This window comes from Hahella sp. NS-SX17 (genome assembly GCF_057367735.1).
Genome location: NZ_CM170632.1, coordinates 1,139,968 through 1,163,821, shown reverse-complemented (window position 1 = coordinate 1,163,821; position 23,854 = coordinate 1,139,968). Strand labels below are relative to the sequence as shown.

Below are 23,854 nucleotides of genomic sequence, written 5' to 3'. Positions count from 1 at the left end.
GACGATACGCACTCACCTAAAACATCATTACGTCGTATCGTCGCTGCGCCGGTCTGACCGAGGAGACCGTCCCTTAACCGCAATGTCCCTCACCGGCGTCAATCAGGGAGTCGGTTTACGAACTTCACTACTTCCTCAATGACGCGTTCATCCCGCAATACTCGATAATGCCCCAGCCCCGCGGTCTGCAGGAAACGACTGCCATGCCACTTAAGGGCAAGCGCTTCACCGTACGCAGCAGGAACTTCCGCATCATTGATATCTGATACGATCATTCCTTGCGCCTGGATGAGTGGAACGTTTTTCATTAGAGATAAACGATCCCAAATATCGTCGCCAAACTCCTGCTCCATCAGTTTGCAATGAGCGAGCATGACGGCGTCCGGAACCTGCAAACGCTGCTGAAACACATCCAGCACCACCTGCATGTCCGCCGGCGGGGCCAACATAATGACTTTATTGGTCAATAACCCTTCCCGCACTGCCATAGCGGCGGCGATAGAGCCCAGGGAATGAGCCACCACTGCGTGCACGCCCAGAGTCTGCGCCGCCACTTGCAGGATCGCATCCCGCATCTGCAGAACATTAGTGCGCACGCCTTGAGCCCGTCCATGACCGGGCGCATCAAACGCCACAACCCGATACCCATTGTCCACCAGGGGTTTCACCATCGCGCCAAACTGCACGCCGGAGCCGGACCAGCCATGGGCGCACAACACCACAGGGCCGGCTCCCCAGCTGTAGACAGGGATCGTCAATGCTCCCACTTTCAGGTTCATAAAGGCGTCCGCCTTGTCCAACAGGGCGTCAAAGCGTGAGTTCAATCCATAACGCTGCGGCGTGAACCAAAGTCGGTTAAGCATCCGGCCTGCGCCTTGGGAGGAGATGCGAGCATAGGCGCGAATCGCCCAGCGCATGGCTTTCAAGGCGAAGGGAACCTGCGGCTCTCTCAGTGGTTTGGACGGGGCTACGGACAGGGGAATGTTCGCGGACATGTGACGTATCCTCTTAACTTACTAGATAAAATCACCAGCGCCACGCCGATTTTCGGGGCTTTGTCGCAGTGGCTATGTCTACAAGATAAGGTTTGCAATGCATTAGCGGGAGTGTCATATTTGACACTTAAATTGCCTTTTATGACATTTCGCCTTTTCCTTTTTAGCCACGAAACGGATGAAGGAGTCGCCCATGAAAATTGTCTTGCTCGCCCTGCCCCACTGCGCCGCCGCCTCCGTACACGGCATTCTGGATATATTCACCACCGCCAATTACTGCCACGCCCGACTCTCCCGCGCCGCTGGCAAGCGTCCAATGGAGCCGTACTTCAGCATCAATGTCGTCACGCAGAATGACCAGCCCGTTATCGCCTACAACGGCATGGCGATTGCGCCGAATGCTGCATTCCAGGACGTCGAGCCAGACTTGATCATTGTCGCTTCCGCGATTGAGGCGATCACGGCAGGCGCTGACCTGCCGAAGCACCTGGCGCAGTTTCGTCAGGCTTATGCATGGCTGCAAGATCACGCCCAGCGCGGCGCTGTTATCGCCAGCGCCTGCACCGGCAGTTTCGTTCTGGCGGAAGCCGGACTGCTGGAAGACAAAACCGTCACCACCCACTGGCGAGCCGCAGAGCCTTTCCGCCAGCGTTACCCGAAAATCAGACTGGACATAGACCGACTGCTCATTGATAGCGGCGACATCATCTGCGCCGGCGGCGCTACCGCCTATATCGACCTAAGCTTTCACCTGATCGAACGCTTCGCGGGTCAGGAACTGGCGTCGGCGGTCTCCAAACTGCATCTGTTTGACAGTAAGCGCCAGCAACAAACGCCTTACATCACGTTCTATGGCTACAAGTCTCATAAAGACGACGCTGTAAAAAAAGCGCAGGAGTGGATGGAGTCTCATTACGCCGAGCACTTTTCCGTGGACGATGTGGCGGCGCTGGCCGGATTGGGAGGACGTACATTCAAACGCCGCTTCAAGGAAGCCACCGGCGAGAATCCGATCAATTACCTGCAACAGTTACGAGTGGAAGCGGTGAAACACCAATTGGAGACGACGCTCAAGTCGTCGAATGAAATCATTTGGGAGGTCGGTTACGAGGACATCAGTTCGTTCCGGCGACTCTTTAAACGAGCCACCGGATGCACAATGGAGCAATACCGCAAACGCTTCAGTTATGTGACGCCCCCGCGAGTCGGCATACCCGCGCTGGAAGGACGCATTTAGGCAGGAATAGATACTTTGATGCAGGCCCCCGCCTGGGTGTTTTCCGATTCGAAACGGCCGCCCAGACTCATAGCGCGTTCGCGCATGGAGATCAGACCAATGCCGGCGTCCTTTTCCTGTGAGGGCTTGAAGCCCACGCCGTCGTCCTGAATCACCAGCTCATAGTCCTTGGGACGATGCAGTGAAATGGCCACTTCTTTCGCCGCGGCATGCTTGACCGCATTGGTGACCGCCTCCTGTACGATGCGATAAATGCCTATGTTGCGCTCTTCATCCAGGTTATCGCAGTGATCGCCAATCGACAGCATAAACGAACACCCATTTGAAGACTGATTGTAATTGTTGACCAGTTCCTCCAAGGCGCCGCTCAACCCAAGCGTATCGATAATCTCTGGACGCAGACGGGAAACCAGGCTGCGGGCGGAGCTGTATGCGTCCGTGACGATGGAGGTGATTTTTCTTCCCATGCTGGCGATTTGCGCGTCTTCGCCGCCTTCTTGAGCCAGTTGCTCAATTTTTTGGGAGTACATTTTGATGGCGACCAGCGTCGCATTGAAGTTGTCATGAATTTCCTGCGCGATCAGCTTGCGCTCATCTTCCAACGCCGTACGTAACGTCTTGCCCAGCATGCGGTTTTCCTCCACCGCCACTTCCAGAGCATGCGTCCTCTCTCGCACCTGCGCTTCCAGGATGTTCTTGTGATCGAGAATTTTTTCGCGATAGGCCAGAAACGACTGCAGCAACTGCCGTATTTCCACAATGTTGCTGCCCGCAAACTCATGCGCGCCCAGTCGACTCAACTCCTCTTTAGCTTCAGTGTCATCCACAGAGTCCACAAACCGAGTAAGTTCTCTCACCGGGGCGGTTAGCGCCCGCGACAATAACAACGAAAGCGCGACACCGGTCGCCAGGATAAAAATCAGCGCCATGGAGCTGATAATCAGCGTATCCACAAGGTGCTCGCGCTTAATCAGTTTGGGAACAAGAAAGGTCACCAAGGAACCGATTTTTTCACCGGATGAGTGCTCCAGCACCGGCGTCACTTTGCGAACAAAATCGACGCCATCCGCTACCGCCTCAAAGGGCGCCGCTGGCGCCCCCTCAAACTTGAACGCGCTATCTTCACTGTTCTCCCAGTCGTAGCAGCAGGGAACGTCAACCTCGGCTGATTTGTGACTGGTCGCCGCCACCTTGCCGTCAGTGTCCAGCACGTAGGCGAACAGTAACGGGCTCTCCTTAACCAACTGCGCCAAGGCGTCTTCAATATGGACAAAATTGCCCCGTCCAAGCAGCACGGAAATATGCTGTCGGTTAATCAACCCGGCAGTCTGGTCGGAAACCTTGATTGAGTTTCCCAACACCTGATACTGATGCACAAAGAAGGAAACCGCGAACCCAAACAAAGCGACCAGAACCGTAAACTTGATGCAACGCTGAAACGAGTACTTTCTAAAACTATCCATATTGTTAGACGCACTTTGTTAGCTGATTAAATTCCCTTAAAAGAATATACGCTGTAGATATACTCTTCTCCCTTCCTCACTGCGTAAGGGCCGCCGCATTCAATAGGCAGCGCCGTATCGTCCTTGGAGAAAATCAGCATGACTTCTCCCGCGCCATAGTCCCGTTGATTGCCGTTCAGCTGCTGAAACTGGACTTTCCCTTTGTCAAAGCCGGGGTCCAGATCTTTTACCGAGACCTGATAGGTTTCCGGGCAAACGATGGGATCATAGGAAAATACCGAGGGCGCTTTGTACCCTGGTGTAGGCTCGCCCATAACGTTGGTCATATCGATGGAGGCGTCGCCATATTGCAGAGAGTTATTCAGCTCGCCATACACGACCGCTTTGACGTACCAGGCCCAGAAAGCGGCCTTTTTCAGATACTTATCCTCCACCTTCGCTTCTTCGCGAGTGGGGAGAATGACCTGTACTTCGCCGTCCCTCTTGCTAAGGGGCGCTGTATCCTTGGCGCTGGCCAGAATGGTTTGCGGGTTGTTGGCGATCTGGGCCGGCATGTAGGTGATGTAGTCATCATCACCGATAAAGTAAACGTTATCGTAACGCCACTCCTTCGGAGACAGCTCGCTCACTGGCACACCAGTGAAAACGTGCTCTTTTTTCTCGCTGTTCAGATATCGGTGCGGCGTGTTGGAATATACGTCGATGCGCTTGTCGCTGTTGTCCGTCTCCACCACACGGTAATCTGCGGCGTTTTTATTGATGACGAAGATTTCCTTAGCGACGGCGTTGAACGACAATGCGCAGACGCCGGCAGTCAGCAGCGCGCGGCTTTTAAAACTCGAAAGTTTGCCCCGCACGGGTGATAAACAGTCTGTCCTTTTCAATCTCATTCTCCCTTACTAACTTATCGTAGGTTTCAGTAATTACGCTGATTTCATTCCTGCACATATGGGTCACGCCCACGCTCGCGGCCACGCCGGATTGAGCAAATTGCAGCACTTCGCTGAATGAATAGTGACTGGGGATGTTGTCGTTAAGCTCATAGACTTCCTGCAGATGCAGGTCGACGCCTTGAATCAGCTCAACCGCTGCCGGCGTCAGTTTGCCGTCCCCTGAAATGGAGAAAGAGCGGCCGTCAAAGTCCAGTCGATACAATAAGTTCGGGATAGAGTGTACGGTGGGCGCGCTACGAATGGAAACCTCCCCGTATTTTTTACTGTCGAGGGTGTCGAATTCGGCGAACTCAATCGTGTATTTGAAATATTTGGACACGCCAGGGTAGCCGTGTTCCAGAAGACTTTTTACGAACGTTTCCGTGCCCGCTGGCCCCCAGATCTTAAGGGGGCGGGTTCTTTTTTCTTCCAGATAGCGGACCAGCAGAGGCACAACGCCAAAGGAGTGATCCGCATGGTGGTGGGTCAGCAGCACCAGATCAATATTCTGATGATAATCGCCCGCCCAAAGGCGAGGCGGGACCTGATAACCGCAGTCGATAAGAATGGAGCCATCGGCGGACTGCAACAGGAAAGAGGTATTACACTCTTCCGAGAAGGCCTCTCCATTACCGACAATAAGCAAATTCTTCATAACAAAAGCTTTCCGTGTTTTCCATTTTCCATCCTGTCGCGATAAGCGCGGATGGCGCTCCCATGCCTGCATGGCGGCAACCTGTCGATTGCCGCGGGGATTATGCCACTAACCCATTGGTTTATAAACGGGCCGCGGTTTACCGTAATGTAAAGCGATTATCATGAGAAAGAAAAACGTGAAAATCGGCCGGCGTTAACTCACCGGCCTCATATAAGCGCAACCAGGACGGTCTGTCAGAGAGGCTGAAAGTTAGGAAATAATTCTCGGGTAATTCCAGGTCCGCCGCCTTTGCCTACGTTGTAATAGAGGGTCCACAATCCCCCTGTGCGGACGCCAAAGACGCTCGTGGGCGTCCCGTAACCTTCTCTCGCTTTGGCCCCGTAATCACTTGGTTTCAACATCTGCAGACCAGCGTGTGAAATCACATTGTTGGTGATCAATTGCTCGGTGACTTGCCCATAGAACTGATCCTGCGCCGCTTGCAGATCAAAGTTATATTCCTTGATATCTCCACTGTTAGGGAAGCTCACCAAGCCTTCATTAGCTGGCTGGCAGTTCATATGGACGACAAAGGGAGATACCTGATTACCGGATACAACAAAGCAGCACCCGGTCAGATTGGCGGTGACGAAGAAGTTACACGCCCCCTGAAGCTGTCCGGCTACAGCCCGCCATCCGCGCCATGGCAACCAGTAGCAGTTACCATTGTGAGCAGTGGCGACAGTGACCGTATTTCCGCCAGCCACATGTGCGCCTTCTTGCAGGTTGGCTCGCTCAAGCTGGTTCACCAGATAGCAGTTTCGTTGGATGTTATTGCATTTGACGCTGTAGGTAGCGTGGGAAATATTTGAGGACTCCGCGCCGGTCACGGTAATTGACTTGTTCGCATTCTGTTTAAAAATATCCGCCAGGGCCATCTTGTCGTCTCCTTAAACTCGTTATTGCTGACAGTCACCGCAGCCTCGCCTTGGTTCTTACTCGTTTTGAGACAGGACTCCCCATCGCGCGAGTGACCGGATACTGAAGCTAGCGTCAATCCGACTCTGACGCCCTTCATATTTTTTATAATGTTTTGTTATCAGAACTAATTTTATTCATCTATAGAGCGATACGCTGGATAAATCAGCGAAAATCTGACCACTTTTGTTAATCAAAGAAGAGTCATCCATTGACGCTTTTTCAAACATAACTACCAGTACGCATGGCGATAAAAACGTGACGTACAATTCGCAAAAGAAAAACAATGTAAAATTTATTAAAAATAATACAGTATAACGAATTATATACCCGCCTCATTTACCCCCTTAAAAAGCAACTTTTAGTTACATAAAAGTGCATTATTCTCACTATTACAAAACATATTGACACATATAATCGATAAGAAACGAAAAGCATCTATTGACTTCGTAAATTACTTATATGTCAAAGGCCATTTGGCGCTTGATTTTTGATCTAATTCCTTCAATATGCACGCCATTTTTAGCACTAGGTAAACATTAATGCAGTCGTTCAGAAAGATTTGTTTCTTACTTGTCACACTTACCGCATTCGGCGCCGGGCTGGCTCGTGCGGAAATATCGAGCATGGATCAGGCTCTGGACATCGCCGGCCAACAAAGAATGTTGAGCCAAAGAATCGTTAAAGCATATTTATTGATTGGTCAGGATATTCTTCCTGATAAGTCCGCGATTCAATTACATGACAGTGTGGCGCAATTTGAGTCTCAGCTGTCCGACTTGGAAGGATATTTAAAAGCGGGAGAAATGGCCCGCGAATTAAAATCCGTGCGTAAAGAATGGACCGCCTTCCGCCAATTGGCGACCGCCGCTCCCAACCAGGAAAATGCTGCGAAGCTGATTGAGCAAAGTGAACAACTGTTGAGTCTGACCCAGGACATCACTAAAGATCTGGAAAAACAAGTCGCCAGCACCAAAGGCCGTTTGATCAACATTTCCAACGAGCAGGGCATGCTGTCCCAGAAAATCGCCATGTACTACTCCGCGATGAGCTGGAATCTGGGCGTGGCCGACCTGGAAAACGATTTTAAAGCCGCCGTCAATAAATACGACTCCGGCTTGAGCGAGCTGCGCAAAGCGGACGCCAACAGCGAAGAAATCAACAAAGCGCTGGATAAAGTGATTTCACAGTGGTCCTTCTCTCACTCTGGTTTCGAGAAAATGGACGGGCAAGACTTCGTGCCTTTTGTTATCGCCATGACCACAGAAAGCATGTTGAAAAGCATGCGTAAGATTTCAGACATGTATGCAGGCCTGAAAAGCTGATCCGCAAGGATTGAACTCCTAAACCGAGTTCCCGATTTATTCGTCTTCTTCGTTTAGTGCGGCGCAAGCCGCACTCTTTTTTTCCGCTTATTCAGCCTCTTTTCCCTCTCGCATTCAGCAGGCGCAGCTCATCGCGTAGAAGTTTTCAGCTCCACCCCAAAACGCGACCATCACTCTCTTTCCTATTGTTTATAAAAAACTTTTTACGATTATCAAAAAACGCGCTTTGTCCATACCCACTAATTTCCGACCCATTTGGCGCCTAACTTGCGCTGGATCAGCAATGCGTCAACTACCTATCCGTTTTAATACTTGTAACCGACTGATATTAAAAGTCTTTCGCTTACACTGCACCAGCATGAATCACATGAGGTAAATGTATATGCGCTATATAAGGGACTTTAGTCTGCTTCTTTTCTCTTTTTTTGCACTATCCTGGAGCCACATTGTCACCGCAGACATCACCAACCTGGATGAAGCCATCAACAAGGCCGGGCGCCAGCGCATGCTGAGTCAACGGATTGTAAAATCCTACCTGCTCATCGGACAGGATATTCAGCCAGATAAATCTTCAGGCCAACTGACAGAGAGCATCGACGTATTTGAGCGGCAGTTGGCGGAGCTGGAAGACTACGCAAAGACGCCACAGCTCTCAGGACAACTCAAGTCCGTGCGCAAAGAATGGAGCGGATTCCTCAAGATGGCGACCGAGAAGCCCTCGCAGGACAAGGCCATTGAGCTGATCAGCGCAGGAGAGCGAATCCTCGCCCTCAGCAATAAGGTCGTGCAGTCGCTGGAGCAGCAGTCTGGCAATCCCAAAAATAAAATGATCAATCTCGCCGGTCGGCAGCGTATGCTGTCACAGCGCATAGCGCTTTATTATTCCGCATTAAGCTGGAACCTGAATCAGGCGGACTTACAGCAAAGCTTCACGCTGGCCGTGCAGGAGTACGACCAGGCGCTACATGAGCTGCGTCAGGCGAAAATCAACAACCGGGACATCAATGCCGCCTTGGACAAAGTGATTTCTCAGTGGGGGTTCTCCCGCTCCGGTTTCCAGTTGATGCAAGGCCAGAGCTATGTGCCATTCATCATCGCCACCACCACGGAAAGCATGCTTAAGAATATGGAGACCATCACCGGCCTTTACGAAAACCTGCAAAGCTAAATATTCTTACATTCACGGCGCAGCTCAACGTTGCGCCGTCTCTTCTGAGAGTTGGTCCGTTATAAACGTGGCAAAGCTGAAGATATCTATCGCTTCTGTGAAGTAATCCTACCCTATGAAAAAGCTAAAAAATCGCATCGCCCTCGCCACCGCCGCACTAACCTTAAGCCTAACCGCCGTGTGGATAGCGGGAGGCGCACTATCAGCGCCAGTCAACCACGCCATCGCCCCTCCCCCGCCAACGCTCAATACACAAACGGTGCAGTTCGAGAATGTAAGCGGCTGGTATGCGCCTGCCGCCGGCCAGCAATGCGTGCTGCTTCTACATGGCGTTCGCTCCGATCGCACCAGCATGATCAAACGCGCCTTGTTTTTGCAAAAGTCAGGTTACTCCTCCCTGTTAATAGATCTTCAGGCTCATGGAGAAGCGCCGGGGGAACAGATTACTTTTGGCTACCGGGAGTCAGATAACGTCAAGTCCGCCATCGCCTATTTACGCAAGCAGCGTCAATGCGAGAAGGTAGCGATTATTGGCGTTTCGCTCGGCGGAGCTGCGAGTTTGCTGGGTCGAGCGCCTGCTCATGCGGACGCCTATGTTCTGGAAGCCGTTTATCCAAACATTGAACAGGCCGTCAGTAATCGATTATCCATGCGGCTCGGCGCGCCGGGAAAATGGCTGACGCCGCTGTTGACCGCACAGATTCCTTTACGTTTGGGCGTCAGCCTCGATGATCTGAAGCCGGAAGAAGCCATCAAACGTTTACAGGCGCCGGTCCTGATTATTGCTGGCGCAGAAGATAAACACACGACATTGTCGGAATCAAAGCGTCTTTTCGCTAATGCTCCCGAGCCCAAATCACTATGGCAGGTGACTGGAGCGCACCATCAGGACTTCCATGAATTCTCACCCAAAGCATATGAGGAGCAGGTAAGCATGTTTCTTCGCACGTCTTTGATGCGTTGACTGCCTGGTAAATAGTACGCCTACACTTGGCATCGTTTTTATAAAACCAGTACACGCAACGCCAAACACCCGCAAGAGCACGCCGCCATCAACATGGCTAGACATATGATTACTTAACCAGTCTATGCCGTTTAACCGGTTCCACAGCCTACGTAGATTAACTAACATTCAATGCGCTAAACACACTGATGAATAAATAACCATACACCCTCAGTCAATACAGGAGTCATGGATATGACCAGGTTCTCAGCAGGCATATCGGCGTGTGCGCTTATCTGCGCTACCGCAGCCATTTACCTGTGGGTTGAAAACAAGGATTTGGAATTTAAATTCGAGCAAGAAAGAAAACGTTTTCAAGAGCATGCACAACAACAAAACGCACGCTACCAGGACGCCATAGCCGCTTTCAACGCCTACTTGGAGCAACCAGTAGAACTGGAAAGACAAAGGGCGCCAAACAAGCGGAGGTTGCTCACTACTTCCGTCCCGGCTATGAGCGAGCTGGAGACGCAAACGTACGCCGCAGCTCAACCTCTATGGGAAGCAGAAGAATTAAGTCGGCGACAAGCCGTTAACGAAAAATATCGCTTTCTGTTTTCTGAACTGTCTCTCGACGCTTCGGCTGAAAAGCAACTGCATCGTCTACTGCTGGAGCGTGAGCGCCTCTCCGCTCTACCCACGGTGAATTACTTCACCTCACCCGAAAGTCTCGCAGAGCAGGTCGAACTGCGCACTCACGCCCTGAACGAGATGGACCAACGTATCGTCAATCTGCTGGATGAGGATAGCGCCCGACTGTTTGAACTCACCCGCAACTCAGAATTTGAACAGCATCAATTGCAGGAAGTCACTGACAGACTGAGCGCCGACAAACCACTTAGCCCCGACCAGGAGCGCACATTGCTCCTCGCCAAGCTCCGCCACAAAGAAGCATTCGATACTGCACTGCGCGACTACGTCGCCGCACAGACCAACAAGCACGCCATGGCGGATGAGGCCATCAAGGCTCTGACCCGCTATCGAGATGACTACTTGCAGGAAGCCGCCGCCTATCTGGACGCCGAGCAAATGGCGGCGTTAACGGATTATGAAGCGCTGAGCTTTGAAGAAATGGAAGACAGCCTGCTCGCCTCTTTGCAAGCGCAATGAGCGGGTCGTCCTGAGAAGACAAACATGCAAAGGAGGACATGCGCGCCAGAAAAAGTGATGCCGGTTAAGACCAGCGTCCACACAAAGGAATACTGATCAAACAGAACAATAAAAACACATTCGTTTCCAGGGTAACCAAAAAACATAAATTCGGAGAACACGATGTTTCGTAAATTAACCTTAGGCTTGGCCCTGCTTGCTTCAGCAACCAGCATTCAAGCCGCCGCCAATAGACCTGACGGATTCACCACTATTTGCAAGGGCAGCCAAACATGTATGGTCAGCCGCCCCACTCAGGTGGCTTTTGGCGCTGCCGGTAAATTCATCTACAAAACGCTAAGCGGCGGCTTTTCCTGTGATATCGCCACATTTGGGTCCGACCCCAATCCCGCCAAGTCCGTGAAGGAATGCTCCGTCGCGGGGGATTTCACGGGGCCTGAACATGACGGCGGCTCCAGCGCCGACGTCTCCGTTAAATTGAAAACCAGCTCTGGCGACGGCAGGGTTGAGCTGTCCTGGAGCGCCAGCGGCCCCCTGCGCAATGTGCAGGTGATGCGCGACACGGACGCCAACCCTATAGGTCGTCAACGTATCGCCAGACTCGCAGGGGACGCCCGCACTTTCAGCGATGCAAAGGTTAATAATGGAACCACCTACTGGTATTGGATCAAATACACCGACGCTAGCGGTAAAGTCGCCAGCTCCGCAGTACAATCCGCCAGCCCGTTCGGCGGCTCAGGCAATGCAGACGAATGCTTCGCCGGAGCCACCATTAAAAACAAGAGTGTGGATTGCGGCGGCAAGACCATCGGACTGTCCTGCGACAGTGACAGCGAACATCAACCGCCCGTGCTTACTCTGATCAACGCCAGTGTGAAGAACCTGCGCATCTCCGCCAACGGCGGCTCTGACGGCATTCATTGCACCAGCGGTAACTGCACGATGGAAAACGTAATCTGGGAGGACGTCTGTGAAGACGCCGCCACTCATTCTTCGGAAGGCGGGACCATGACCATCATTGGAGGCTGGGCTTACAACAGTCATAACGGCCCCGGCGGCAAACCGGACAAGATCTTCCAGCATAACTCCAAGAACAGCACGACAATCGTCAAAGGCGGCTTCACCGTCAAAGGCGACAACGGCAAGTTATGGCGCTCATGCGGGGATTGCAGAAACAATGGCGGCCCCCGACATCTGATTGTGGAAGATGTCTTTATTGAAGGCGCGCTTTCCAGTGGACTCGCCGGCGTCAACAGCAACTACAATGACACCGCCACCATTCGCAACCTGAAGGTCAAAAACTACAAAGCCGGCAAACCCAAAATTTGCGTCGAATACAAAGGCGTCAAAAAAGGAGAAGGCAAATCCGAGAAGAAAGGCGAAGCCTGGAACACCGCCAACTGTATAGTGGACCACGCAGACGTTTCCAGTTACTGATTTCTTCATCCCTTGATCAAAAGGTTTCCCCGCACAGGGAAACTTTTTTGATCTCGCCTATACGCACGTATAAATGCCGTTAGGGCCATCCGCCCGGTATACTGTCCGAACGCTTTTCCCTCATAATCACCCTGGATTTATGCATGCAGAAGTATATGTACGACGCTATTATTTTTGATTGCGACGGCGTACTGGTTGATACCGAGCGCCTGACCAACGAAGTATTCATGAGCCTGCTGGCGGAGCAGGGATTACATCTGACCCATATGGAGATGCACACCCACTTCACCGGCCAAACCACCGAGGTCAATCTGCTCACCGCCGCCGAACTGCTCGGTCGGGCGCTGCCGGAAGACACCCACCACCGCCTGCGCACCGGCTTCTGGGAAGCCATGCGCACCGGTCTGAAAACCGTCCCCTATGCGGAAGAAGCTTTACGGGCGATCAGTCTGCCTAAAGCGATGGCCACCAATGCTCTGCGCGAAGACATGGACTTCAAACTGAGCCAGACCGGCCTGCACGCTTATTTCGATCACTGTTTTTGCGTCGAAGATGTTAAGCATCCTAAGCCAGCGCCGGATATCTATCTGCGTGCTGCCTCTGCACTGGGCGCCGCGCCTGAGCGCTGTGTGGTGGTGGAGGATTCCACGGCGGGCATTACCGCCGCCGTCGCCGCCGGCATGACAGTCTACGCCTACAGCGCAGATATGGATGCGGAAAAACAAAAGGCCGCGGGTGCGGCCTTATGCTTTAGTGACATGAGAGAACTGGTCCATTTACTGAGCCAGCGGCCATAACGCAATCCGGGCGACCGCTGACTGCATACGCGCCTGCCTCAGGCGCTCTCCAACGCTAATAGATTCAGAGGCATGCCTACCTCCGCTTCTATTTTCTTGTACTCCTCCTCCAAATAATGAAGAAGGTGATTCAAACTCACCAAATACTCGAAGTGACTTTCCGAATCGTTTAAGAAGCCGCCGTCCATAATCGCGCGATTGAACTGAATCGCATCCGATACGGCTTGCAGAAGAATGGGAGCAAGTTCATTTCTGATATTCATTTTGATTTTGTCTCTATACTGCCGCGTTGTTATTTTTGGGGAGGCAGTCTCCTCCGGGCTGAAGGCCCGACGCCGAGTTAGAAGTCCCATCGGCGCCGGAAATAAAAGGGGCGACAAGCGCCCCCAACGCAGATTATCTCAGCGTGATTTCGTCAATCGCGTACCAACGACCGTAGTTACCGTAGCGCATAGTGACCAGCACATACTGCGAGTTGGCTTGCAGCGGGATATCCGCAGCGCCGGAGCGGTATTGTCTGACGCGCTGCGCGCGCACCCACTGGCCGTTCTGCCAGACATAGATGTCATAAGAACCGGCGAAGTTGCCGCCATCCCAGTTGATGGTCATACCGGACATGCTTCTGGCGCCGCCCAGATCCAGCATCACCCACTGCTGCTGATAGCTGTTGTAGATGGTTGAAGACACCCAAGGCGTGGACAGAGAACCATCATGCAGGTTGGAAGGCAGATATCTGTTGCTGTAGGTGCTGGAGGCTTTTGCGCTGGAAACTGAGACGGAACCAGTATCGCCGCCGTTATCTCCGCCGTCGTCCCCTCCGTTATCGCCACCGTCATCTCCGCCATTGTCGCCGCCGTCGTCTCCACCGTCATCGCCGCCATCGTCACAAGGCGTCCAGCTGCCCTGTACTTTTACGGCGTCGAAAGACTCATGAATGGAGTTCCAAGCCTGTGAGCATTCGCCGTACAGCGTTTCCGCAGACTGCGCCAAACGCGTCCGCGCAGAGGCAAAGTTGGTGGATGCGGTGAACAGGTTGGTGTTGGCGTGGTAGTAGATTTCCAACGCCTTCTCCATGCCAATGCCGGTCACCCGGTTGGTGGTTTTTCCACGAGGATGCACGCCGCCTTCGGACAGCAGGTAGAACGCCAGGTTCATGATGCCGCTGTTAAGGTGAACGCCGCCATTATCTTGTGAGCCAGTATAACGGGTGTCGTAGCTGTCCCGGCTCTGGCCATCCGCCACAGGGTCGGACATATCGCGCATCATGCTGCCGTTCGGAGAAGCCTTTTCACCCAGAGTCCAGTTACTGCGTTGTGGTTTCAGGCCGCCGGAAGGCTTGCTGCTGGCGGTGCCGCCAGACATCACGTAAGTCTCCGCCCCCGCGCCGAAGATATCGGACAATGCTTCGTTAATCGCGCCCGACTCGTTGCGGTAGGTGAGATTACTCTCAGAATAGGTCACACCGTGGGTCAACTCGTGCGCCACGATATCCAAAGCGCCAGCGGGATTCTGCAACATGCTGCCGCCTTCGCCGTAGATCATCTGCTCGCCGTTGAAGTAGGCGTTATCGCCGGAGCATCCGCCGTTCGGAGTTGAGAACATGGCGTGTACGGTGCTGACCATCTTCTTGCCGCGTCCGTCATAGGAGTCGCGGTTGAACATGTTGTCATAGAACCAGTAGGTATAGCCGGAGTTATCGTAGGCGGATTTAGCATGCTCGTCGGCATTGGGAGAAACTTCCCTGCCCGGCAGAATGTTGCTGCCCCAGTTGGGATCGAAACACTGACGGTCAATGGAGTGTACGCTGCGGGACAACGCGGAGTAGAAGCGCGGCAGCTTGTCTACGATTTTACCGCTGTTGGCGTCGACGAAGATTTCATCTACGCGATAGCCTTCGTCTGTGGTGGAGTATTCCACGACGGAACGCCAAGTTAGAACGGGACCTTCCGTTTCAGACACATAAATCTGCAGGCTGGGGTCATCGCGGAACCTGGGCTCGCCCCTCAGGGTGTCGCGCATACTGTCGACCGCTTTGTTGAACGCCACCTTGCCGTTAAGTCCAGGGTTAACGTCTAACTGGATGCCAGGCTCAAACTCGCCGGTCACCAGACTGATTTCATCTTTATTAGACGCCTGCACCACCGTTTCACGACCGTGCACTGGCACGCCGTTATACTCTTGGGTGAATTTGTAATAAACGTTGCCTTCGTCATCGCGCTTGGAGGTTTTCAACTCCAGGTCGTCGTTTTCGCCCATGCTCAACAACTGCTTGCCGCCCATCATGATCGCCTGCTTGGCCATGTTCGCGTCACTGGCCACCAGCGACTGACCTCCAGCCGGTTTGAGATGGAAAGGCGCGCCTACCCCGGCCGTGCGCTCGCCCTCAAATAGGTCAGCGCCAGCCGCAGGGGGCGAAAACTGTGCATCAGGGGATTGATAACCCGTATCCGCCTGATCGTTAAGATTGGCGACAAAGTCCTCAACATCCGACAGATCAGGCGCATCGCCAGCCGTTTTCGCCGCGGCGGAAGCGCCGGCTGGCGCAGCAACGGGACTCATATCACTCGCAGAAGCGATGTCCAAACCGGACTGTTGAGCGTTCTCCACCGACGCCGACACGACGTCCGACGATCCATCGCCTAACTGGTGGTATAAGGCGTAGCTGCCTGTCATGGCGGCCATGACAGCTACTAATAGCTTTAATTTCACGAGTAGTTCCCCTCTCTTGTTTCTATCATTTTGATTTTTTCGAGCCAAACATCGTAGCTATTGAGAATCCACTCGACATGTCATTGCGCGCTATTTATCTGTCACTTGCTGCCATTTTTTTAACACTGTGAAGTACGCCTATTTCGTTAGGTTATTTGGCCGAGTTTTCCTTGGCCCTTGATTTGCTATATTCGAATGCGCATGGGCGGCGACCCTGCGGCAGGCTAGTTATTTCGCCAAGTCTATGGAAGAGAAACTACTCTTATGACGCCACAACTGGACGAACCCTTCATCATCGCCAACTGGGTGAAAATGTGTCTGGACGCCTTTGAGAAACGGGGGCTGGACGCCTATGATCTAATGCAGACAGCGCAACTCTGCGCCTCCGAATTGCAGTCTCCCCTCGCCCCTGTGCATACAGATAAAATCAATGCCTTATTCGACGCCGTCATCGCAGAAACCCAATGCGAAAGTATTGGCATCGACGCGGGCAAGAACATCAGCCTGACCACCTTCCACGCCCTGGGCTACGCGGTCATCGCCAGTCAGTCTTTGTGGGAGGGGTTTTCACGGGTGATTCGTTATAACTACGGCATCTCCAACGTCACTCGTTTGTATCTGCAGACTAACGGCGATGAGGTGGAGCTGGGCGTGGTGAGAGAAGGCGATGCGCCGTTGCACAACGCTATTCTGGAGGCCGCCGCCTGCATGATGGTGCGTATCTGTCGTTTCCTGACGCCACAGGGAACAGATCTGCTGCGAGTCTCCATGGGGCGTGACAAACCTGCGGACTACGAGAACTACGAGCGCTATTTCCGAAGTCCGGTCAGCTGGGGCGACAGCCGTTACCGATTAATCTTCAGCCGCAACTACTTTCATTGCCGACTGCCTAACGCCGATGTGTTATTGGCGAATGAAAACGAGCGCCTTTGCGAAATTTATTTTGGGCGCCTGTTCAACAGGAAACTGACGCAACGGGTGCGCTCTCTGCTTCGCCGGACGATGGCGACAGAGGAAACATCTTTACAGAAAGTAGCGCAGACGCTGCATTTGAGTGAACGATCTCTGCAACGCCACCTCAGTCAGGAGGGAACCAACTTTCGTGAGCTGGTTGATGAAGTGCGACAGGAAATTGCAGAGCGCTATCTTAAGTCCTCCTCCATGAGCATCTCCCAGATTGCGTACAGTCTGGGATTCAACGACGCAGGTAATTTCAGCCGCGCTTTTAAGCGCTGGTTTTCCTGCTCTCCGGAGACATACCGGCAAAGCCTGCAGGAGTCTCCGTTACTATAGTCGACTAGTGGACGGCGCTGCTTCAGGCAGTGTCCGCATGGGCAGCTGTTTCCTGCTTCGCCCATTTACTGGCGGCGCGCCAGTTCATTGAGAGAAAAACCGCATTCGCCAGAAAAATGGCGGTGCTCTGGCCCATGATTCCAACCATCATCCATCCCACATTGGCCAGCATCATCAACCAGAACCCGGTTTTGTTCTTATTGCCGATCTGCCAGACTGCGACAAACGTCAGCAGCATGGCGATCCAGTCCACACCATAAAATCGCATATCCATCTCAGCCCCCTGCTTATAGCCCCTTGCATACGAGATAGTTCATTCATAAATTCGCTTTATTTGTTTAATTATCAAGCGAAAATTCCCTGTGGATAGCATCCAACGCGTTAGCTAACCTTAGCTGTTGGTCTAGTATAGATGATTGCCCGCACTGAGTGTGTTTTCAATTGTTTTAGCTTGCCCCTTATCAATTATTAACACGGCAATGATATTGACCTGTTAATAATCAGGCGCACGGATGCGTCTGCGCGGCGGCCAGCCGCGGAAAACAGGGCCTGCCTGATTCATAACGCCCAACGCCAGCGACTTTTCGGGTATTAAAAAGCACAACTCAAAGATTTATTTAGCGCTACCTCTCCCGCCCTGGCGCCTGGATACAAATCCGCGATACTAGACTCTTCGGACCCATCTACTAGTGGAGCCAGACCATGCACCATCAACAGCGCGCAATACCGAGACAGCCGGTCGCGCTATTGCACGGATTGGCGCGTACGTCGCGCAGCCTGAATCCCATGCAGGACTATCTCGCCGCTCACGGTTTCGACACCGTCAACCTCAACTATCCTTCCACGCGGCTCTCTCTGGAGTCGCTGACGACGCAGCATATCTATCCCGCCTTACGCGACCGCTTCGGCGCCAACAGCCCGCCACTCAACTTCGTCACCCATTCCATGGGAGGGATTCTGGTTAGAGTTTTAAGCGTTTTGAAGCCTGACTTTCCCATAGGCCGGGTCGTTATGCTCAGCCCGCCCAATCAGGGCAGCGAAGTAGTCGATAAAATAGGCCGACTGTGGCTGTTTAAGTTGATCAACGGTCCTGCGGGCGGCCAGCTTGGCGTCCTCGACAACAAGTTATTGCAAACTCTTGGCTCGCCCGATTTTGAGCTTGGCGTCATTACCGGCGATCGATCCGTGAATCCCCTGCTCTCTCTCATGATCAATGGCCCCAACGACGGCAAAGTGTCGGTTGAGCGCGCAAAGTTGGAAGGCATGAAAGACTTTCTGGTGCTCCCTGCCTCGCATCCGTTTATCATGCGCAACCCGACAGCGTTGGAACAAACCCTGCATTTCCTGAAGGAAGGGCGCTTTCAGCATTGACGCTGACTCAACAGGAACTTAAGGACAGACAAAGACAAGTCATGGCGAGACAATTAGGACAGCATTACATCAGCAGTCATTTGAATGAGTTTATTGACGGCGTCAAACAAGGCGTTCGGCGTCAGCATCCAAATATTCTGCTAGAAGGAGACTCCTGGTTTGACTACCCAGGGCGCGGTTGGGGCGTCCTGAACGCGCCCAATAATATTTTTGAGGCGTTCGCCTTGTTGGACCCGCTTGGCGCGAATTGGCTGGACTACGCCATCTCCGGCGCCACCACGCTGCAGATGCGCCCCCATTTACAACTCTACCGCAGACTGAAGCACGCACATGTTCGGCTCGATTACGTCTTCATCAGCGCTGGCGGCAATGATATCTTCGCCAATCTGGCGCCCATCCTGGTCCCCTACGAGCCGAGTTTGAGCGCACAGCAATGTCTACAGGAAGAGATACTCGACATAGTTCTGGCGGATATCGCGGACTTTTATAAAAGCAGTCTGGATATGCGCGACCACTATCATCCCGACGCCACCGTTGTCAGCCATAGTTATAGTGCGCCGCTAAGCCGCGAGCGGGGCTGGGAGTTGTTTCTGTACCTGCGCTCAGGTCCCTGGATTTCTTCCGTATTCGAGTTGCGCGGGTATCCGCCCATCGAAGAGTCTCCGCTACGCCATGACATCATCCGATTCATCCACGGGCGTCTATCCAACGTCATAGCAGGCGCGCTCGCTCAATACGAAAATACATTATTCTATGACGCACAGGCGCGCAGCCTGAATCTGGCCGGTAAAGAGTTCTGGGCGGATGAAATACACCTGTCCGCCCAGGGTTATAAAGACTTCGGCGCTGATTTCATTCAGTTTCTGGAAGAAAAACAGGGCTACGCCTGGAGACTGAAACGCGCTATAAAAGCGTAATGTCAACAAACCTTTATGTCTCATCAGACACGCACCATCAGTTTTGCTTTTATGAGACACTCCGCCCATCAAGGTTAAAGGCGCATTGCATGGACAAAGCACAGCTGATAGAAACGATCACCGCGTATTTCAATGAGCACATCCCTTTTAATCGACTGGTCGGCATCAAAGTGCGGGAAGTCAGTAAGGAGAAAGTGGTGCTGGGGCTTGAGATGAAGCCAGAACTGGTTGGCAATACGTTCCAGAATATCCTTCACGGCGGCGTTACCGCCACGCTGCTTGACGTCGCCGGAGGGCTGGTGGCGACCATCAGCATCATTGAGCGTCTAACGGAAATTGACCCCAAAGAAGTGCAGCGTAAACTGCGCCGGCTCGGCACCATTGATATGCGGGTGGACTATTTGCGCCCCGGCCGCGGCGCCTTTTTCGTCGCTTCCGCCAGCGTCATCCGTCACGGCCAGTCCATTGCGGTGACGCGCATGGAGCTGGTCAATGACCGTGAGCAAACGATTGCGCTGGGCACAGCGACTTATACCGTATCCTAAGGAGATTTACTGGATGAACCTTAAATCTGCAGCGCTGTTGTGCTGCCTGATCCCCTCCTCCACATTGGCTGGCGAAACCGCTAAAGATTTCCTCGGAGATTTCATCATCGGAGCCTATCAATTGATCGGGAAAGCGCCCGACTCCACCGCCACTTACCAGGGGGCGCTGCAAATCTATTCGGAAAATCATCAGTTAAAGATAAAACGGGAAGTCGCTGGCGTGGAGGTATACGGAGAGGCTGCAATTGAAGAGGCCGTCCATGGCGAAGCCACGGTGCTGCGTATGCGTTTTAAGGAAAACAATGTCGCCTATGAGAGCACTTGTCTGGTGCAAAGCGATCTCGATAATTACGCCCGCATCAGCTGTCACCTGTACCAGACGGACAAGAGTAGCAAAACGCCTGGGCTGGAAGCCCTTTTCATTGACCACAGCAAAATCTGACGCCAGATAGATAACCGTGTTGAAAAATGAAAGGGCCTCACAAGCGCTGTTGAATGGGCTTAACCATATCACTCTTGCGGTCAGCGATCTGGAAGCCGCGTTCGAATTCTATGTTTCTTTGCTGGGCATGAGTCCACGCGGCTAATGGAAACGCGGAGCCTATCTATCCTCAGGCGAGCTATGGCTTCGCCTATCATTAGACGCCAGCCAGCCTGGCGGAGATTACTCGCTATATGTTCTCGACCCCAATGGCCATAAACTCAAGATCCATGTCGGCTCTCTACAGTCCAGGTTACGTTCTCAGCGCGAAACACCCTATGAAGGGGCTGTAATTATTCGATTAGCGGTGAGCTTTCATCCAGTGGCGACACCGGCAGCCACCATTGAGTATCCGGGGCTTCCGTCCCAGCAGGAAGCGAGGGGTTCTGCAACAAAAATACGCGTCGCTGCGGCAGCTGCGCACGATCTAAAAATGACTGGTGATGCGCAAGAAACAGCTGCTTGAACGAGCCATCCGTCAGCGCTGCGTCAAGCCCTTTCTCAATCAGGCGGGCCAGCGTTTCGTCATCTTTACGCACGAAGTAATAAACCGGATAGGGATAATAGAGAGCCAACGAGGGCTCCACCGTAAGATCAGGGTATTGCGCTTGACGCTCCTCCAGCTCCTTCCATGCCTCGTTCAACCCTCTGGGAAAATAATCGAAACGCATCTGCATCAGCATATCAAACAAGAGCCCGTATTGAGGGGAGTCCTCCACTTTAAGCCGATTGCCGCGCAAGATATCAATGTCGCTCCACTGTGCGCCAAAGCCCGCGACAAAACGCTCGCGCAGGTCGTCCAGGCTTTTCACCAGACCCAATGCAGGAAGACTGTGTTTATGCGCCAAAAATACACGATAACCCAGAATCCCCCGCAGTATGGGAATTTTCACCGCCCGAAAGCGCCGCTCCAGGTCGACAGTCGTGGGGAGAAACGCCACATCCAGCTGCCCCCGCTCCAATAAAGCCAGTCCTCTCGCAGCGGTGACATTGTCCTGCAACGGACGCAGCCTGAACTCGTTGCCCACTCCCGCCTTCAACAGCGCCAATTGCAGCAATTGAATTCGGTATTCGTAGCGGCTGTCTTTTTGATAATAACGGAGCGGACGTTGATCCGCGCAGGCGGAAACCGCCATCAACGCCAGCCACAGGCCACATAACAGCTTCATCCCCTGATCCCGTATTGAGTATGAGGTTTCGCCAATCTAGGGAAATATTAGCAGGGATGCGGCGTTCTATCAGTCGCCGCCGCAGCCTCCACCACCTGTGAGGGCATGGATACCATTCGTCCATCCGCCATGCGGCAGATATGAAAATAGGCGCGTAGACCGGTAAGCGCCCTCTCGATTTGAACTGGGGCCAAATGAGAGTATTTCTTGGTGAAGCGGCGATTAATGGTTGGAGGTAATTGATAGTTTTCGATAAACCGGGTGCGACTTTTGCGCACCGCTTTGCGATACTGCAGATACCCCTAATAGGAAATACCCGCCAGAACAGCAAGCACCAGGACAATAATCAGATAGTTCAAGGCAACCGACACCCATCATCTACACCCTCGCCCTACCCGAAAAGTGAAAGGGGCGATAAATCGCCCCTTTCACATATAGTTAGAGAATAATCACCAATTATTTCTCGATCTTGATCGATAGTGATTCTGTTGCGCCTTCATATTCGGCACTGACCGTAATAGTGGAGCCGGTATAAGCACTAAAGTCGTTACTCATCGAAAGCTTGCCATCACCGTTAATGTTCGCAATTGCGTCACCTTCTGAGATCTTCCAGTCCGCTTTCGAGGAAATATTATTCCTGGAGTTGTCGGTATAAACTTCATAAAAGGCCAACTGACGTACTTCGCCTTCTTCTAGAGCAGCTTGGCCCTTAACATCCTTTATCTCATAACCGGAAATCTCCAATACTTTCACCGTCGTATCCGCAGTATGGCCGCCGCAGGCTGCGGTGACCGTTGTTTCGCCTGTGGACACGCCTGTGACTTTACCGCCATCCACCGTGACCACGCCCGTGTTGCCGGGAGTCCAGGTAGAGTTGGAGGTGATGCCGACGTTGTTGGTTCCATCGCTGTAGTCGCCGCTGACCGTCAATGTCGTGCTGCCGGACTTGCTGACTGAAATCTCGCTACCTTCGTTAATCTTTATAGAGGCCAGCGTATCATTAACCGTGACGGGCACTGCTGTGGACGTCACCTCGCCCCGACGGACTGTCACGCTTACGTTCCCGCTGTTATGCGTCACCAGCGAACTACTGTCGCTGTTGATCGTCGCCACTGCCGTATCGCTGCTGGTCCAGGATAACCCAGACACCATTGGACGTTGTGAGCCATCAGTATAGGTTCCGGTTGCGCTCAGGGTCAGGCTGCGGCACTCATCCACTTCAGAAGCGCTCGCGCTCGCTTCAATACTCGACAAGGTCGCGTCGGAAACGGTGACCGTCAGATCTGCGCTAAGATTCACCAGTGTCGCTGTAATCACTACATCTTCATTGCCGACCGGAGTCCCGGTCTTCATCTTGCCAGCATTGTCGACCGTCGCCAGTGAACTGTCGCTGGTCGCCCATTTCACTTTGCTGGTGATATCTTGTGTAGAACCGTTGTTGAGCTCCGCGACTACTTTCAGTTGCCAGTTTTCATTGGGCTCAAACAGCGTTTTGTCGGAGGTGGAGGTCAGAGTCAGGCTTTTGGCGTCCAACTTACCTGCATCGACAGAATCATTTAGTTCACCCGTATCCCCACTTCCCCCTCCGCAGGCGGAAAGGAACAGGGAAAACACAGTCATTGCGGCAAACCCTGCAATGCTGCGGTGGTTGCTGATTTTAGAAATCATATTGCAAACCCAGACCAAAGTTTCTGATCTTCACACCATCATCTTCAAATACATGATAGTAGCCGGCGGACAGTTTTACGCTGGGGTAGGCTCTGAGCGGCTCTTCCAATCTGATCGCCAGACTGGTCCCGTCGAACGACAGATCAGAGGCTATGCCCCCGACCTCAGTTTGCAGCTCAGTGGAAACATAGCCTACGCCCAATGTCGCAAGGGTATCGCCGCTGAGTACGCCGGTATATGTCAAATAACCGCCCGCCATGCTGCTCAGCTCCATATTGACGTTGGCTTCTTCGGAATCTGTGACGCCCGTCGCGAATAAAGCCTCCAGACCAACGCCATTTTCAAGCCGTCCGCCCAGACGAACATTGGCCGCCGGGATGTAGAATTTCTCTGAAGAGGCCGTCACCATTCCGACGCCTCCGTCCGCTCCCACATACCAGGTTTCCGCCAGAACAGGCGCGGAGAAACAGGCTAAGCAAGTAAAAATACAGGTTATTTGACGCATTGGACTTCTTTCCGTGTTTGTTTTTAGGCAGTGTCTGGACTGCAGAAAAGTAAAGGTATATTAGGGAAATCAACCTGCTATTGCTAATTACAAAACCCGGCTTAAACAAGTTGT

The 23,854-nt window shown here is 52.8% G+C and carries 24 protein-coding genes and 1 pseudogene; 13 read left to right on the top strand and 12 right to left on the bottom strand.

Going from position 1 to position 23,854, the window contains the following annotated elements; genetic code table 11:
• Positions 1-98: 98 nt before the first annotated feature.
• Positions 99-995 (bottom strand): alpha/beta fold hydrolase, encoded by an 897-nt coding sequence (locus AC2IBB_RS05310; protein WP_486331862.1) that lies wholly within the window; start codon positions 993-995, stop codon positions 99-101.
• A gap of 193 nt (positions 996-1,188) precedes the next feature.
• Here AC2IBB_RS05310 and AC2IBB_RS05305 point away from each other — a divergent pair, with 193 nt between their 5' ends.
• The gene (locus AC2IBB_RS05305; RefSeq protein ID WP_486331861.1) at positions 1,189-2,232 is read left to right on the top strand and encodes a GlxA family transcriptional regulator; all 1,044 of its coding nucleotides are present in this window, start codon (positions 1,189-1,191) and stop codon (positions 2,230-2,232) included.
• On the opposite strand, the gene AC2IBB_RS05300 is transcribed toward AC2IBB_RS05305, so the two are convergent.
• The 4 genes from AC2IBB_RS05300 to AC2IBB_RS05285 all read right to left on the bottom strand — a co-directional run bounded on the left by AC2IBB_RS05300 (position 2,229) and on the right by AC2IBB_RS05285 (position 6,202).
• On the bottom strand, positions 2,229-3,695 hold the full coding sequence (locus AC2IBB_RS05300) for a sensor histidine kinase (protein ID WP_486331860.1): 1,467 nt from the start codon (positions 3,693-3,695) through the stop codon (positions 2,229-2,231). The two genes, AC2IBB_RS05305 and AC2IBB_RS05300, sit on opposite strands and share 4 nt — an antisense overlap.
• Positions 3,696-3,721: 26 nt before the next feature.
• Entirely contained in the window at positions 3,722-4,579 is an 858-nt protein-coding gene (locus tag AC2IBB_RS05295) for a hypothetical protein (protein WP_486331859.1), read from the bottom strand.
• Positions 4,527-5,282, bottom strand: a complete 756-nt coding sequence (locus AC2IBB_RS05290; protein WP_486331858.1) for an MBL fold metallo-hydrolase — start codon at positions 5,280-5,282, stop codon at positions 4,527-4,529. Before AC2IBB_RS05290 ends, AC2IBB_RS05295 begins: the two co-directional genes overlap by 53 nt.
• Positions 5,283-5,518: 236 nt before the next feature.
• Complete coding sequence (locus tag AC2IBB_RS05285; RefSeq protein ID WP_486331857.1) at positions 5,519-6,202, bottom strand: hypothetical protein; 684 nt, start codon at positions 6,200-6,202, stop codon at positions 5,519-5,521.
• A gap of 582 nt (positions 6,203-6,784) precedes the next feature.
• Here AC2IBB_RS05285 and AC2IBB_RS05280 point away from each other — a divergent pair.
• The 6 genes from AC2IBB_RS05280 (at position 6,785) to AC2IBB_RS05255 (ending at position 13,082) form a co-directional block, all read left to right on the top strand.
• Positions 6,785-7,567, top strand: coding sequence for a type IV pili methyl-accepting chemotaxis transducer N-terminal domain-containing protein (locus AC2IBB_RS05280; protein ID WP_486331856.1), 783 nt, complete (start codon positions 6,785-6,787; stop codon positions 7,565-7,567).
• Between the two features lie 382 nt (positions 7,568-7,949).
• The gene (locus tag AC2IBB_RS05275) at positions 7,950-8,735 is read left to right on the top strand and encodes a type IV pili methyl-accepting chemotaxis transducer N-terminal domain-containing protein (protein ID WP_486331855.1); all 786 of its coding nucleotides are present in this window, start codon (positions 7,950-7,952) and stop codon (positions 8,733-8,735) included.
• A 115-nt stretch (positions 8,736-8,850) separates the two neighbouring features.
• Positions 8,851-9,699, top strand: a complete 849-nt coding sequence (locus tag AC2IBB_RS05270) for an alpha/beta hydrolase (protein WP_486331854.1) — start codon at positions 8,851-8,853, stop codon at positions 9,697-9,699.
• A gap of 234 nt (positions 9,700-9,933) precedes the next feature.
• Entirely contained in the window at positions 9,934-10,848 is a 915-nt protein-coding gene (locus AC2IBB_RS05265; RefSeq protein WP_486331853.1) for a hypothetical protein, read from the top strand.
• Positions 10,849-11,010: 162 nt separating this feature from the next.
• The gene (locus AC2IBB_RS05260) at positions 11,011-12,285 is read left to right on the top strand and encodes a pectate lyase (RefSeq protein WP_486331852.1); all 1,275 of its coding nucleotides are present in this window, start codon (positions 11,011-11,013) and stop codon (positions 12,283-12,285) included.
• A 143-nt stretch (positions 12,286-12,428) separates the two neighbouring features.
• A complete protein-coding gene (locus tag AC2IBB_RS05255) occupies positions 12,429-13,082 on the top strand; it encodes an HAD family hydrolase (RefSeq protein WP_486331851.1) in 654 nt (217 codons plus the stop codon).
• A gap of 38 nt (positions 13,083-13,120) precedes the next feature.
• Here the strand turns inward: AC2IBB_RS05255 and AC2IBB_RS05250 are convergent, their stop codons facing one another.
• Both AC2IBB_RS05250 and AC2IBB_RS05245 read right to left on the bottom strand, forming a co-directional pair.
• The gene (locus tag AC2IBB_RS05250) at positions 13,121-13,345 is read right to left on the bottom strand and encodes a hypothetical protein (RefSeq protein ID WP_127968414.1); all 225 of its coding nucleotides are present in this window, start codon (positions 13,343-13,345) and stop codon (positions 13,121-13,123) included.
• 133 nt (positions 13,346-13,478) lie between these two features.
• Complete coding sequence (locus AC2IBB_RS05245; RefSeq protein ID WP_486331850.1) at positions 13,479-15,791, bottom strand: M4 family metallopeptidase; 2,313 nt, start codon at positions 15,789-15,791, stop codon at positions 13,479-13,481.
• Between the two features lie 264 nt (positions 15,792-16,055).
• On the opposite strand from AC2IBB_RS05245, the gene AC2IBB_RS05240 reads away from it, so the two are divergent.
• On the top strand, positions 16,056-17,084 hold the full coding sequence (locus AC2IBB_RS05240; protein WP_486331849.1) for an AraC family transcriptional regulator: 1,029 nt from the start codon (positions 16,056-16,058) through the stop codon (positions 17,082-17,084).
• Positions 17,085-17,106: 22 nt separating this feature from the next.
• Here AC2IBB_RS05240 and AC2IBB_RS05235 read toward each other — a convergent pair whose 3' ends face one another.
• Positions 17,107-17,358 (bottom strand): PnuC protein, encoded by a 252-nt coding sequence (locus tag AC2IBB_RS05235; RefSeq protein WP_486331848.1) that lies wholly within the window; start codon positions 17,356-17,358, stop codon positions 17,107-17,109.
• A gap of 428 nt (positions 17,359-17,786) precedes the next feature.
• Here AC2IBB_RS05235 and AC2IBB_RS05230 point away from each other — a divergent pair, with 428 nt between their 5' ends.
• The 5 genes and pseudogenes from AC2IBB_RS05230 to AC2IBB_RS05210 all read left to right on the top strand — a co-directional run.
• Complete coding sequence (locus AC2IBB_RS05230) at positions 17,787-18,455, top strand: alpha/beta hydrolase (RefSeq protein ID WP_486331847.1); 669 nt, start codon at positions 17,787-17,789, stop codon at positions 18,453-18,455.
• Between the two features lie 41 nt (positions 18,456-18,496).
• Entirely contained in the window at positions 18,497-19,372 is an 876-nt protein-coding gene (locus AC2IBB_RS05225) for an SGNH/GDSL hydrolase family protein (RefSeq protein WP_486331846.1), read from the top strand.
• An 89-nt stretch (positions 19,373-19,461) separates the two neighbouring features.
• Positions 19,462-19,917 (top strand): thioesterase family protein, encoded by a 456-nt coding sequence (locus AC2IBB_RS05220; RefSeq protein ID WP_127968402.1) that lies wholly within the window; start codon positions 19,462-19,464, stop codon positions 19,915-19,917.
• 13 nt (positions 19,918-19,930) lie between these two features.
• Positions 19,931-20,359, top strand: coding sequence for a hypothetical protein (locus AC2IBB_RS05215; RefSeq protein ID WP_486331845.1), 429 nt, complete (start codon positions 19,931-19,933; stop codon positions 20,357-20,359).
• Between the two features lie 46 nt (positions 20,360-20,405).
• Positions 20,406-20,690: pseudogene (locus tag AC2IBB_RS05210) on the top strand (VOC family protein); the annotation flags it as partial.
• A 1-nt stretch (position 20,691) separates the two neighbouring features.
• Here AC2IBB_RS05210 and AC2IBB_RS05205 read toward each other — a convergent pair.
• The 4 genes from AC2IBB_RS05205 to AC2IBB_RS05190 all read right to left on the bottom strand — a co-directional run bounded on the left by AC2IBB_RS05205 (position 20,692) and on the right by AC2IBB_RS05190 (position 23,740).
• Entirely contained in the window at positions 20,692-21,567 is an 876-nt protein-coding gene (locus AC2IBB_RS05205) for a hypothetical protein (RefSeq protein ID WP_486331844.1), read from the bottom strand.
• Between the two features lie 47 nt (positions 21,568-21,614).
• Positions 21,615-21,845: a hypothetical protein gene (locus AC2IBB_RS05200; RefSeq protein ID WP_486331843.1), complete on the bottom strand. Its 231-nt coding sequence runs from the start codon at positions 21,843-21,845 to the stop codon at positions 21,615-21,617.
• 178 nt (positions 21,846-22,023) lie between these two features.
• Positions 22,024-23,235, bottom strand: a complete 1,212-nt coding sequence (locus AC2IBB_RS05195; protein WP_486331842.1) for a hypothetical protein — start codon at positions 23,233-23,235, stop codon at positions 22,024-22,026.
• A complete protein-coding gene (locus tag AC2IBB_RS05190; RefSeq protein ID WP_486331841.1) occupies positions 23,225-23,740 on the bottom strand; it encodes an outer membrane beta-barrel protein in 516 nt (171 codons plus the stop codon). The genes AC2IBB_RS05195 and AC2IBB_RS05190 overlap by 11 nt, the downstream gene beginning before the upstream one ends.
• Positions 23,741-23,854: the final 114 nt, after the last annotated feature.